Genomic DNA, 13,506 nt, shown 5'->3' with positions numbered 1-13,506 from the left:
TGCTTGCTAGACTTTCTGACCAAAGTCGTTGACGGAGTCGCCGAATGAAGCATCCCAAAAGTAAGATTATTTCCTTTGTCTCAGCCATATCGGTCACGCTGATAATTAATGGGTGTGCAACAACCCCACCAAACTCTCTCGCTCAGAAAATCGATCAAGATATGGTTCTTGTCGAAGGTGGGCAGTTTACGATGGGCGCAGATAATCCATCAGCCAAAAAGTCAGAGGGCCCAGCTCGCACTGTTAACGTTGATGGATTCTATTTGTCAAAATTCGAGGTAACTCAATCGCTCTTTGAAGCTATCACTGGCTCCTCTCTGAGCTACTTTCGAGATCCAAATACACCCGTCAATAATATTAGTTGGCAACAAGCCAATTATTTCATTAAGAAATTGAATGAAAAAACGGGAGAGCATTACCGTCTACCAACAGAAGCAGAATGGGAGTTTGCCGCTAAAGGCGGAATTTTAAGTAAAGGCTTCACTTTTTCTGGATCAAACAATATTGACGAGGTGGCTTGGTATGCGAATAACTCGCACAATAAGGCTCATAAGGTAGGTCAAAAGCAACCAAACGAGCTCGGGTTGTACGATATGACAGGTAACGTAGGCGAGTTTGTTATTGATGCTTTTGACGAAGGTTATTACAAAACAGCGCCCAGTGATAATCCGGTAAACGCAAAAGAGGAAAAAGAAAGCCTTGCACACAAGTCTGTACGTGGCGGCAGCTTTGCTTATGACGCAGACGAATCTGAAAACTATCGCCGCGATTTTGCCAGCCAATCCGTCATTATGTCTGACATGGGCCTTAGACTAGCGAAAGACGTAGACTAAACTAAGTAGAGAAAGTGGCGCGATAAAGGCTCCACTTTTTACTATTGGTGTTTAATCTCTACAGATTCGCAATAGATGCTTTCAGCTGATCAATAGCCTGCTTAGGAGCATAATTACTCAGCTCTTTTAGACACCTATCGAAAGCAAAAGCGACAGCACCTTTTTTATGATTTCTCGCTAGAACTTCGCATTGAGCATATAAATGTTGAGGGTTCCCACCAACTTTAAACGCAGTCTGCAATGCCTTACTGGCTTCCAGAACTTCACTTTTTTCTAAAGCTAGACCATAAACATACCAGTAGTGAGCGTTTGTCTTTCCTAGTTCTGCGGCATGTTTAAGTAGAGCTTTGGCCTCATCTTCCTTGCCTTGGCGTAACAAAGAAAGACCGGCACTGTAAGGTAATGAGCTGGATTTAGGCTGAGCTTTCATCCCTTGTTGTAACACCGAGAGCGCAGCTTTTTCTTTCCCAAGGCGTCGATACAGGTCCGATAAATTCACGTAACTATTTTCGAAATAAGGCTCGATACTTATCGCTTCTTGGTATAACGCAATTGCCTTATCGATTTCGCCTAAGCTGCGGTATACATTTGCCAAATTGGTTCTACCAAAACCACGATCGGCGTTAAACATTTGAATGTCCATGTACTCTTCAAGCGGTGGTTGAATCCTATCTTTTTGTAACGGCGTCATTTGCGCATAGCTGGTCACTAATACCGAAGCCGCCTCCGCCCTCACTGAAAGTACGGGATCATCCAGCAGTGGTTCTAAAATTCGCCATCGATCATGAAACTCATAACCAGACGAGCCCGCGACTGCGCCGAGCCGAATCATTTCATTCTCATTTTTAACGGCCCTTGCGAGCGAAACAGTCGTATTTTGGTCAGTATTGCCGCCCATTCGCTCTAATGCAGAAGCTCGTATGATGTCTTTTAATGATGAATCCTGAGCAGAGTAAGCCAGAGCATTCGCCGCCCCTTTGTGCCCAATTGCATCGGCATAAAACGCGACAGCAAAGTGTTGTTGATTGCGGTATTGAGAGTGAGGAAACCATTCGGCTATCTGCGCATCCGCCCACTGGTTACTCTTATCCTCATGACAAGACGTACATACATTGGGCGTATCGATGTGTTTGCTCAAGTCAGGTCTAGGTACGTGCCAACTGTGGTCTCTACGAGGATCGACTTGCATATATGTCGTTTCTGGCATGTGACAAGTCGTACATTGTGACGCTTTGGATCCCACTTCATGGAAGGTGTGGTTTTCTGGGGTATATTCTGACGCAATATGACATTGTGAACATACCGCCTCTTCTGGGATGTTTAGTTTTGCCGAATGAGGATCGTGGCAATTGGTGCATGTTACGCCTTTTTCAGCCATTTCAGACTGAAGAAATGAACCGTAAACATAGTCTTCATCGTAAATTTGGCCATCATGGTAGTAGAGTTCTGGAGTGATCAGGCTTAACCGATATTTATCGAAAAATGAGCCTTGAATGTGATCACCTGTCTCATTTAACTGCGTTCGACGGCTGTGACATTGTGCACACGTCTGAACTTGATTTGTTTCTGCGATTGCTTTTGGTTGTAACGTTCTGTGGCCCTTCTCAAATACCCACTCGGTTACCGCTTTAGATAAATTTCGGTCAAAACCATAGTGACTACCTGTATCGAAAGAGCCTCCTGTAGATGCGGACTTTTTCGCCAACTCGATGTGTCCACTTGCAGGGCCATGACACGCTTCACAACCAACATTGATCTCGGACCAAGACGTATTGTAGGTATTTTTGATTGCGTCATAGTTCTTCTTTAAATTGGTCGAATGACAGTCTGCACACATGAAATTCCAACTTTGCCCAGTGTTAGTCCAGTAAAACTCATCTGTCGTTGCTGTCTCTGGATAGAGGTGAAACCAGCGCTGACCACCTTCCGATTTCGTCCTTGAATCCCACGCAAAAGGAATGAGCTGTACACGACCGTCTTCAAACTCCACCATATATTGCTGTAACGGTTCCCAGCCAAATGTGTAGCTAATTTTATAATCATGCCATTGACCATCAGGGCCTTGAATATTGACCCAATACTCCTCGCCTTGTCTAAAAAAACGGTTGGGTTGCCCATCATGCGTCACTGTGCGGTTATCAAAATCACCTTGAACAGATTCTGAGTTTGCATGTTTCATTGCCATATCGTGATGAGAGCCCTTCCAAGCCTCCACCTCTTGTTGGTGACATTCCGCGCACGTTTGCGTGCCAACATATTCCAACCCAAGCTTCGTGGTATTTTGGGGACTCTCTATCACTGATGCCTGGGAAAAAAACGAACCACTCACCATGACGATACCCAGAAATAGACACCGAAACCGACCTGCCCACTGACTCATAACTATCCTTAGTATTTAGATGGTGCAACTTGAATCAATATAGTCGCTAACCCCTTGGTTATACAAATAATTAGAAGTGAAAGGCCTTCAAAATGAGTGTTCCATTCTTCGTCCCCCGATTAGGGAGTATCTCGGTGTTTTTGCTGAAACTTTATTCGTCTCACCAGCAACCTGCTCTGGTGTTCATTAGTGACCCATCTCTATTTTTAAAACCTCCCCAAATCATCAAAACGACAAGTATTTTTATTCAGAAACAAATAGTTAAATACCCTCAATAACTTATGGTTATAAAGAGTATAAGAGGATTTTTCTATACACATCATTAACTTATGCAGCACCTAAGCACAAGGTTTACTTGTGCTTCTCGTTACTCTCAACCACCTGGAGTTTTTTATGGCAAACCAATTGAGAAAAATCGCAGTAGGCGTCGGACTGTTAGCAACGTCCAGCGCAGCGATGGCGGCAGACAAACCCAACATACTCGCAATTTTCGGTGACGATGTCGGTTACTGGAACATCAGCGCATATAACCAAGGTATGATGCGTTACAAAACCCCTAACATCGATCGTATCGCGAACGAAGGTGCTTTGTTTACAGACCATTACGGCCAACAGTCTTGTACTGCGGGTCGAGCAGCATTCATTACTGGCGAAGAACCATTTCGCACTGGCTTGCTGACAATTGGTATGCCGGGTTCCGACCATGGGATTCCAGATTGGGCACCAACTATTGCTGACTTACTAAAAGACCAAGGTTATATGACAGCTCAGTTCGGTAAAAACCACTTGGGCGATCAAGATAAGCACCTTACCTACCAATCATGGTTTTGATGAATTCTTTGGTAACTTGTACCACCTTAATGCAGAAGAAGAGCCCGAAACCTACTATTACCCTAAAGACCCAGAGTTCCGTAAAAACTATGGTCCTCGTGGTGTAATTAAATCTTATGCCGACGGTAAGATTGAAGATACTGGCCCAATGACGCGTAAACGCATGGAACACGCGGACGAAGAGTTCCTCGAAAGCACTTTATCGTTTATGGAGAAAGCTGTTAAAGCAGATAAGCCTTTCTTCATCTGGCATAACTCTACGCGCATGCACGTGTGGACCCGATTACAAGAAAAGTACCGAGGTAAATCCGGTGTTAGCATTTACGCTGATGGCATGTTAGAGCATGACGATCAAGTCGGCGTATTGCTCGACAAACTCGATGAGTTAGGCGTTGCTGACAACACCATCGTTATTTATACAACAGATAACGGCGCAGAGACCATGACTTGGCCTGATGGGGGCGCAACCCCATTCCACGGTGAGAAAGGCACGACTTGGGAAGGCGGTATGCGTGTGCCTCAACTTGTGCGTTGGCCAGGTGTCATTAAGCCAGGAACGAAAATCAACGAAATGATGGCTCATCAAGACTGGTTGCCAACATTGTTGGCGGCAGCTGGCGTTCCTGACGTGAAAGAAAAGCTTGCTGAAGGTTACAAAGCAAATGGTAAAGACTGGCGTGTCCATATAGACGGCTACAACTTCATGCCATACTTCGAGGGAAAAGAAGAGAAAGGACCACGTGAGTCTCTGCTCTACTTCACCTCAAATGGTGAACTAAACGCAGTACGCTGGAATGACTGGAAACTTCACTTTGCAACTCTGGAAGGAAACCTAAGCGACGCCGTGCGATCTGTACCAAACTGGCCTAAGATCATTCACTTACGTGCTGACCCATTTGAAAAAGGACCTAGCGAGTCACAAATGTACCTACGTTGGATGGCAGACAACATGTGGTTGTTTGTACCAATTCAAGACGTTGTTGGCGACTTCTTTAAAACGTTACCTGAATACCCAATGCAACGCGGTACAACTATGAACCCTGCTTCTTTAAATTACGACTCTTTGCAGATGCAAGAAAAGATGCAGCAGTTAGAAATGATTAAACAGGAAGTGAATAAAGTTAAGTAATTTAATTAATCACTCTAGATTGCGTTACTGAGCCAGCAGAGTTCTGCTGGCTTATATTTGCTGAAGTAAGAACTATTCGTTCAGTTTACTATCGCAAAGAACAAGCATTCTGCCGTAGAGTCCTTTCTTACGAAACCACCTTTATCAAAGACCTGAGCACTTACCACCAGCTTCATCTTAAGTTCGTTTAGACTCATTACTTTCATATTTCAAATAGTTCGTAATCCCTATAGAAATCCTTTTCTCTAGGTGGAATAACCAAATAACCCTATGCGCTCGATAACAAATAGTTGATTTTTTGGAAGCATTGTTTATGTCACATGTTGTAACATTGTTTATCTAACGTATTGTAACAAGAGAGAATTGGATGTCTAAAGCGGAATCATCTTCCAGAAAGTTAAGCTTTATTATTATTGGCCTCGTTTTTGTGGTTTGGCTATATAGCTTGTGGGCTGATCGAGTAACACCAATCACTGGCACCGCTCGGATTCATTCTTATCTTGTCCGTATTACTCCAGAGGTTTCGGGGAACCTAACTGAAATCCATGTTCGCAATAATCAAGTCGTCAATGCTGGTGATGTGCTCTTCGAAATTGATCCAAGAGACTATCAAATTAATCTGCGTTCAGCCGAAGCAAACTTAGCCATTGCTGGTCAAAACATTGGAGCCAACACCGCGGCTGTTGAAGTGGCACAAGCTAAGGTCATTGAATCACTCGCAGCTCGTGACAACGCAAGAGAACAAGCAGCTCGCGTAACCGAGCTCGCCGCAAAAGGGGTATTGAGTAAATCTGAGCTAGACAACGCCATCGAAGCCAAAGCACGAGCTCAAGCCACATTAGAGGCAGCAGAAGCGTCCTTAGCTCAAGCCAAGCATAATCTTGGTCCCGAAGGGCAAGATAATCCCCAGATTCTCGCAGCTATAGCAAATCTAGAAAAAGCACAACTCGACTTACAACGAACGAAAGTGATTGCTCCATCAAAGGGGATCGTTTCTAACTTACAACTCACTGTTGGGCAAAAAGCGACAACTGGATCACCTCTTGTCACTTTCATTGATCCGAGAGGCGTGTGGGTATCAGCGCTTGTTCGCGAAAACTCACTCGAGCATGTTCGTGCGGGACAAAAAACAAAGATTGTGTTGGATGCTTTACCTGGCAGAGTGTTTGAAGGGCGAGTAGAAAGCATTGGTTGGGGTACTGGTGGCAGTAACGACGTCGATCCGACAACTGGCTTTTTGGTTGCAGACAATAACTCCTTAAATGCACAGCGCTATCCTGTAAATATTGTTTTTGAAGGCGGAGATATTCCCGAAAACGTACGTTATGGTTCGAAAGCAACGGTCGCTTTTTTAACTGAGCAAAGCACCTTTGGAGAGTGGCTGGCCTCTTTCTGGATGAGAGTGTTGAGTATCTGGACTTATGTTTCATAGTTCAGCAAATCCAATCATTAGATTGGTTTTCACTCCGATTCTTTTACTGTTTTACTTACAGTATTCAGGTGCGCCTACTCCCTTTATCGCGCCAATATTCGTTGTGATTTTTCTAACTCTGATGCCATCTAAGCCCCCGTTCAACATGATGGTGAAATTGCTGGTAATACTCTCACTTCTCAGCTTTGGCATCGTAACTTTAGCAGGAGCGCTCATGAGCTCTCCTAGTGGCTTCTTACTGTTTACTTGGTCACTTCTCTGTTGGAGTTATTACCGAAGTCATCGCGATCCCAAAGACATCGTTTCGACACTCACTTTGATTGTTGTATTGATTATCGTGGTCACAAGCCAACAAATGGGGTTGTCGCTTGAGGGGTTGCCATGGGTCTTATTTACTAGTTTCATTGTTGCGTTGGTTGCCACATATATTAGCTTTTGGCTATTCCCTGGGGACGAAAAAGATATACAACCAGACCAAACCACTCTTGATGGTGCAAACGAACATATCGGGCTTATCGTCTTTAAAGCAACCGCATTGTGTGTTGTTTTGTACGCGCTAATATCATCTGGAAGCTCTCAAACGCTATTGATCGCAATAACATTTGGCAGCATGATTAAGCACCCAGTTAATCAAGACAGTCATTCCTTTGGGCGGTATCGAATTATCACTACAAGCCTAGGGATCTTGTTTACTATTCCATGCATGCTTGCAGTAGCCACAGGTGCACCTACTTACGTTGTACTTGGCGTTACCATCTTTTGTGGCCTGCAACTAGCGTGTTTTGCAATACGTCGACAGACACACTTAACCATCTATCAATTGCTTTTTACTAACTTCACTGTGCTGACTTACCAGATTATTAACAATACGGGCATCGAATCATTTTCTGCTCAAATGACTCGATTCGTCTCTATTTCTATCGCTATAGTTCTAGGGGTACTGGTTCTCAATTTATTTAGATCAGAGCAAGAGGTAAAATAACTGCAGCCTCTCTTTCTTAAACTAAAGCGGCTGAGCGATATGAGCTTTCTCATTGAACGAAGCTTGAATAAGTAAAAAAGCATCGATTTTATAATCACATACAGAAGATTACTCCCTCCCAATAAACATTAACGTCCAATCAGAAGAGAAGAATTTTTCAAGTAAAAAACAAGACTCGAATTGAGTCTTGTTTATAAATGTGGTCTGGATGAATACGGTTATGGCGTCGCTTTAAAATCGCGGATTAGCTTCTCCCGATACGCCGTAACAACCCTCATGATAGAGTCTTTTACATCCCCTATTTGCTTAGAGGGTTGACACCAAAGGCCAAAACCAAACTTAAAGCCTTCTAGTAATTCACAGACTTCAGCGGGCTCTATATCATTATTAGAAAATTCCGAATGAGCCAGCGTTCTAGGAAGAATCGCCCACCCTAGCCCTGCTTCAACCATTTTTACAACAAGAGCCAGCTGATCGACTTCTTCATGATTCGAACTGACGATAACTTTTTCACCCATTCCTTCTTCAATGAAAGATCGCAACACAAATTGCTTGCTATTCCTCAACGCAGTTAACACTCGGTCGGGTGCCATAGAAGCCAGTTCACCACCTTTCTGGACAAAGGGAACAAATTCAAAGTGACCTAAAAACGTCGAGTCTAGACTGTGTATTGCACGGCTATCATGTACATTTACAATACCGAACTGATACTCACCAGTCGCTAAACCTTCTTTGATCTCGTTACGGTTACGAACAAAAAAGTTAACTCGCATCATCGGAAAATCTGCCGCTAATTGAACACGAAGTAACACCAGCAAACGATGTGGGATAGCACTAGAATAGGCAATGCTGACACTCTCTAAGCCACCATAAGCAAGGCTCAATGCGACTTTGTCGAACGTACGGGCTTGTTCAATTGTTTGCTTTGCATAGTGGTAAAGAAGGCGAGCATCTTCAGTGGACTCTACAGAACGGCCAACCCTATTAAACAAGCTCACAGCAAGTAGATCTTCTAAATTCGTAATAACCTGCCCGATGGTTGTTCTGTGCTTATTCAATTTTACAGCGGCTTTGCTAAACGAAAGCTCCTCGTAAACAGCAACGAATGCCAATAGTTGTTCAAGACTAAAATTCATAGGTTTTCTTATATCTTAGGGCTACATGGCTAAACTATCACAAGTTATTGAGAATGCTAGCTCGAAAGAGCGACGGTTGACTCGAGGCTTTTATCTTCATCATTAGATACGTAGTTATTCCGCACGTAAATGCGAAAACTTATCGCACTCACACTCCCCTTAAAGCACGTTCGACATCAGACGTAACTCATTACGAACTCTCTAAAAAAATACATTGATGGATTTGATCCTACAAAAGCGATTATTACATTTGTAGGATTTCTCTTATCTTTGCATTCATCAAATAAATAGAGAAAAGCACTATGAACTCAATGCCACATGAGCTTGTGTGGGGTGAAGTTTACTTCCCACCCTTGTTGCTGGTTATTGCATTGGCTTACATTCTCACCATTTTGGTTGGAACCGTTGCAACAAAATTAGGGGTACACAAATACGTTGCGTTTCCAGCACTTGCTGAGCTGAGCCTAATTGTGATTTTTACTGGCGTTATTGGTCGATTCATAACCATCTTTTGAGGCAAATTCCGTGATAAAACGTTATCTAATCACATTTTTATTACTGTGTTCCGCTGGCACTGTGATTTTCAGTTACTACCAATCATACTCAAACAATCCTTGGACTAGAGATGGTCATGTCAGCGCGTACATTGTGTCTATAACGCCCCGTGTAACCGGGCAAGTCATCAAGGTATATGTTGAAGACAACTCCCAAGTTAATGCGGGCGACTTACTGTTTGAGATTGACCCAAGCATTTATAAAGCGTCTTACCACAAAGCCCAGGCGGCTCAAAAGCAAGCCATTGCGTTGTTAGCGAAAGCCAAAAATGAAGAACAACGTGCACTGGAACTAGAAAAGCGTACACCTGGCGCGGTATCGGTGCTGACGTTGAACAATTTGAACAACGCCGTAGAGACAGCAATCGCAAACGTGGAGCTGGCGAAAGCAAACGTCGAAGAAGCAAAACTGAACCTTGATTACACCAAGGTGTACGCTCCAACAAATGGTTACATCACCAATTTTAATCTGCGCACCGGCTCCCAAGTTGTCGCAAACTCACCAGTTGTAGCATTAATTGATGAAGACAGCTTTTGGATCGAAGGCTATTTCAAAGAAACGGATTTAGTTGGTGTTGATCCACAAGATAAAGCATACGTAACCTTAATGATGCACGACGAAATGGTGCTAGAAGGCAAAATCAAGAGCATTGGTTACGGCATCGCGAAGCAAGACGGTAGTACAGGTAACGACCTTCTGCCTAATGTGAACCCTAACTTTCAGTGGATACGCTTAGCTCAACGCATTCCAATTAAAGTGAAATTAGACAACTTACCAAAAGATTTTCAACTACGCGTCGGTATGACGGCATCCATCAAAATCATCAAACAATAAATGCGGTGAAATGTATGTTTAATGCCTCAACCAAAGAAGCAATAAAAGCTGCACTGTCTATCGTTATCGCAATCTGCCTCGCCTTATGGTTTCAATGGGAGAAACCCTATTGGGCAGCGATCGCCGTCGCGGTAATGGCATTAAATGAAAGCTTCGCTCACTCGATAAACAAAGGTCATAATCGCCTAGTGGGAACCCTACTGGGCATCGGCTATGCCTTTTTCCTCATCACAGCATTTTCTCAAGATCGCTTCTTGTTCCTGACTTTTTTTACCCTATTTTTAGGTGTATGCATTTTCATGTCGAGCGACGAAAAGTACGGTTATGTGTTCTCCATAGGCTTTGCTGTGTGCTCTATCATCGCTTGTATGGGAGGGTTTGATAGTCAAGTGACGTTCCATTTCGCAGTACTTCGAATGCAGGAAACTATTCTTGGCATCATTACCTTCTCCGTTGTTTATCGTTTGGTTTGGCCAGTGAATACTGAAGAGAATTTCATTCAACGCTTTGAGAGCAGCCGTGAGGTGTTGCTTAAAGCTATGGACAAACCAAATGACATTGATATTGATGCGCTTGAAACCAACACAACAAACATTGAGAAGATGTGCCAACTACTGGGATTACCGCTCACAGGCAGTTACCACCTCAAAGAACATCGAAAACTGTGGCATCAGCGCCTCGAAGAGATGAAACGTATTCAAGAACGATTACTTGAACAAGTGGAAAAGCCTCACTGTGATGATATTGACTGGAAACCTGTGGCTCAAAACCTGACACTATTTGATATCACTCAGCCAACCACGCATCTAATTGGTCGTACCTTATTGACAGAACAAGTGAAACAGAAAACATCTTGGCATCGTGAACACCGGACTTTCATACAGCATTTGAAAGAAGACCGCAGAAAGGTTTTACAAGGCCTATCGATGTTTATCACCTCGTTATTGGTTTGGATTTATCTCCCTGTACCAGGTGGGTTTATCTTCCCTATGTTGGCCGGTGTCTTTTCATCAATAGTACCTACAATGCCTCCTAGCGTTGTTAAAGATGCCTTCTTTGGCGTTTTGGGAACAGGTTCAGTGATACTGCTGCAATACATCTTCTTGATGCCCATGATGACTGAACTCTGGCAACTAGGGTTATTTTATTTCATCAATATTATTTTGATTTGGGAGGTATTTTCTACACCACAGCTGATGATCCATAGGGTCTTAGGCGTCAATTTATTAGTGGTATTAACCTCAGGCGCACTTAACTTGACCCCGGAGTATCGTATCGAAACACCTTTACTCATGCTGGTAAACATCATGCTCATTTTGATGATCGCCAAGTTATTTAATGACCTGTTTCATCCCCGCGTAACCGCTTAAACAAGCAATTAAACTTAATAAGGAAATGCTTTGAACAGTGGGTTAGATCAAATTACGTAATGGCAAATAACACTGCCCGAAAAGGTAAAAATTAAAGACCAAACCAACACACTTTGAACAGGAAACATATGAAATATCAGCAGTGGGAATACTTTAATATCACGAAGTGAGAATAATATTTGAGGTTGAAGATCCCAACATGTAGCTAAAGATGCGCCTCTTTTGAGCCGAGGATGCTTGATCAAATATTCAGCATAGGATGAATAAACCGTCCACAACCCTAACAGCCCAAATAACTCGATGATAGAAATAACTTCCAGACTAAATGGCAATAGTGAAGGCCCACCAATGAGCAAGATAATTGCGAAGATCCACATCTTATTTTTCATTACACATCCTTGTTGCTGATTTACGCTTATGTATTACCAATAACAACACCAAGTAAAAACTGTTGGCCATAAAAACGCAACCCAACGTTGAATTGCTCATTTCAAGCGTTGAGGTTTTCTCTTATACAAATATTTCCACCCACTAGCGATCACTAAATGCCACTTTACTCGCTAGACTGATAAGCAGAATACCCGAAACACCTTCAAGAGTTCTTGAATATCGTTGAGAGTGTGGACGACTAAATACCCAATTACCCACAGATGCGTACAAAACGTTACATGTCGTCGCAAGTACGCTGAACAGCAAGCCAAGTACTAATAATTGCATTGATGTTGAGCTTGCAGACGTATCAATAAATTGAGGCAGAAACGAGAGAAAGAATAGCGCTACTTTTGGATTCAAGACGCTGACGATAACCCCCTGAACAAACACATTTTTATTATTATCAACATTTTTGTTTTCAACGATTTTATTTTCTCCACGCCACATGGACAGTAATGACTGAACACCTAAATAAACTAGGTAAGCGGCCCCTAACCATTTAACAACGCTAAAAGTCAAAGATGAACTCAGAATTATTGCTGACAAACCTAAACATGCCGCTAGTGTATGAAAAAAGTAACCAACACCAAGCCCCAGAGCCGCTTTCAGCCCAGCAGATAATTTACCTTTCATTGTATTGGAAACAATATAAATTACATCAGGTCCAGGAATCATGTTGATAGCGAGACAAGCGACAACAAATAATAATAGTGAGTTTGAATCCATTCTTTTCTCCAAATTAACGTCTTGCGGGATAACATTTCATCGAACTACAAGTAATGCAACGTCTAGGTTCCCGTTAGTTATCAAGGCGTTGACCGTAGTTCATTAACGTGCCTGCCATCGCAGGCCCGGGGCTAGCTATAGCTGATACGACAATCAGTGGATAATTTATCCTTCCATTTTTACTATAAGCTTCCACACGGAGTTTTATCAACGCTTATCGCGGAATGCCCTATTTAATCTACATCAGAAGCGTAATCCTGATTAAAACGCCAAGTGTAACGAATCAAGCTTGAGTTCTCTGGTATTTTACTGCTCCAAAATAACATCAAATCCACCATAAATGAGACGCTTTCCATCAAACGGCATTGGGTTATTCTCAGGACTCATTCGAGGATCCCCCATGATCCGCTGCCACCCTGAGTCTCTAACTTCTTTTGAAGGCCAGACTACCCATGAAAACACAACGGTTTCGTTGCTTTCAGCTTTAACTGCCATGGGAAATGATGTGATCTCACCGTCTGGTACTTCACTTCCCCACGTCTCAATAACCTTTAATGCCCCAAACTCCCTAAACATTTCTGCTGCAATTTTTGCGTGTGCGATATACTTTTCTTTATTCGCTGTCGGTACTGCAGCGACAAACCCATCAATGTATGACATAAGTAAACTCCTTTCATTGGAGTTATAACCATAGTTCAATAAAAAGTATGCACATGATGCCAAATCATAGAAGCAGGTACGTAATACAGCTTGAGAGCTACATTCCTAGCTTGGACTTTAAATGCATATTTGAAAGGTATGTGTTTGGATCAAGCTTGGTTAGCATATTTATAATCTCCAAAACACTCGAATACTCAATACGTTCC

The 13,506-nt window shown here is 42.8% G+C and carries 11 protein-coding genes and 1 pseudogene; 7 read left to right on the top strand and 5 right to left on the bottom strand.

Annotated elements, in window-relative coordinates:
- Positions 1–44 precede the first annotated feature (44 nt).
- The gene (locus NL645_RS17955; RefSeq protein ID WP_182036553.1) at positions 45–833 is read left to right on the top strand and encodes an SUMF1/EgtB/PvdO family nonheme iron enzyme; all 789 of its coding nucleotides are present in this window, start codon (positions 45–47) and stop codon (positions 831–833) included.
- A gap of 58 nt (positions 834–891) precedes the next feature.
- Here the strand turns inward: NL645_RS17955 and NL645_RS17950 are convergent, their stop codons facing one another.
- Entirely contained in the window at positions 892–3,213 is a 2,322-nt protein-coding gene (locus NL645_RS17950; RefSeq protein ID WP_253652138.1) for a multiheme c-type cytochrome, read from the bottom strand.
- A 393-nt stretch (positions 3,214–3,606) separates the two neighbouring features.
- Between NL645_RS17950 and NL645_RS17945 the strand changes: the two are divergent.
- From NL645_RS17945 to NL645_RS17935, 3 genes and pseudogenes are all read left to right on the top strand, one after another.
- Positions 3,607–5,173: pseudogene (locus NL645_RS17945) on the top strand (arylsulfatase).
- A 367-nt stretch (positions 5,174–5,540) separates the two neighbouring features.
- Positions 5,541–6,605, top strand: a complete 1,065-nt coding sequence (locus tag NL645_RS17940) for an HlyD family secretion protein (RefSeq protein WP_046875202.1) — start codon at positions 5,541–5,543, stop codon at positions 6,603–6,605.
- Positions 6,595–7,587: a DUF2955 domain-containing protein gene (locus tag NL645_RS17935; protein ID WP_065646397.1), complete on the top strand. Its 993-nt coding sequence runs from the start codon at positions 6,595–6,597 to the stop codon at positions 7,585–7,587. The genes NL645_RS17940 and NL645_RS17935 overlap by 11 nt, the downstream gene beginning before the upstream one ends.
- 218 nt (positions 7,588–7,805) lie before the next feature.
- Here NL645_RS17935 and NL645_RS17930 read toward each other — a convergent pair whose 3' ends face one another.
- The gene (locus tag NL645_RS17930; RefSeq protein ID WP_085344865.1) at positions 7,806–8,723 is read right to left on the bottom strand and encodes a LysR family transcriptional regulator; all 918 of its coding nucleotides are present in this window, start codon (positions 8,721–8,723) and stop codon (positions 7,806–7,808) included.
- Positions 8,724–9,025: 302 nt separating this feature from the next.
- On the opposite strand from NL645_RS17930, the gene NL645_RS17925 reads away from it, so the two are divergent.
- Genes NL645_RS17925 through NL645_RS17915 form a run of 3 tightly spaced genes read left to right on the top strand, consistent with a single transcriptional unit; the run spans position 9,026 to position 11,482 of the window.
- On the top strand, positions 9,026–9,238 hold the full coding sequence (locus NL645_RS17925) for a DUF1656 domain-containing protein (protein WP_012841753.1): 213 nt from the start codon (positions 9,026–9,028) through the stop codon (positions 9,236–9,238).
- A 10-nt stretch (positions 9,239–9,248) separates the two neighbouring features.
- The gene (locus NL645_RS17920; protein WP_031780619.1) at positions 9,249–10,112 is read left to right on the top strand and encodes an HlyD family secretion protein; all 864 of its coding nucleotides are present in this window, start codon (positions 9,249–9,251) and stop codon (positions 10,110–10,112) included.
- A gap of 14 nt (positions 10,113–10,126) precedes the next feature.
- Positions 10,127–11,482: an FUSC family protein gene (locus NL645_RS17915; RefSeq protein ID WP_085344867.1), complete on the top strand. Its 1,356-nt coding sequence runs from the start codon at positions 10,127–10,129 to the stop codon at positions 11,480–11,482.
- 47 nt (positions 11,483–11,529) lie between these two features.
- On the opposite strand, the gene NL645_RS17910 is transcribed toward NL645_RS17915, so the two are convergent.
- From NL645_RS17910 to NL645_RS17900, 3 genes are all read right to left on the bottom strand, one after another.
- Positions 11,530–11,871 (bottom strand): hypothetical protein, encoded by a 342-nt coding sequence (locus NL645_RS17910; RefSeq protein ID WP_074191397.1) that lies wholly within the window; start codon positions 11,869–11,871, stop codon positions 11,530–11,532.
- A 142-nt stretch (positions 11,872–12,013) separates the two neighbouring features.
- Positions 12,014–12,640, bottom strand: a complete 627-nt coding sequence (locus tag NL645_RS17905; protein ID WP_253652137.1) for a LysE family translocator — start codon at positions 12,638–12,640, stop codon at positions 12,014–12,016.
- Positions 12,641–12,946: 306 nt separating this feature from the next.
- On the bottom strand, positions 12,947–13,300 hold the full coding sequence (locus tag NL645_RS17900; protein ID WP_012841750.1) for a DUF1428 domain-containing protein: 354 nt from the start codon (positions 13,298–13,300) through the stop codon (positions 12,947–12,949).
- Positions 13,301–13,506: the final 206 nt, after the last annotated feature.

This window comes from Vibrio sp. Y51_MX_L26 (assembly GCF_024181935.1).
In the GTDB taxonomy this organism is placed as follows: Bacteria; Pseudomonadota; Gammaproteobacteria; order Enterobacterales; family Vibrionaceae; genus Vibrio; species Vibrio diabolicus.
This window is presented reverse-complemented; position numbering and strand designations above follow the sequence as displayed.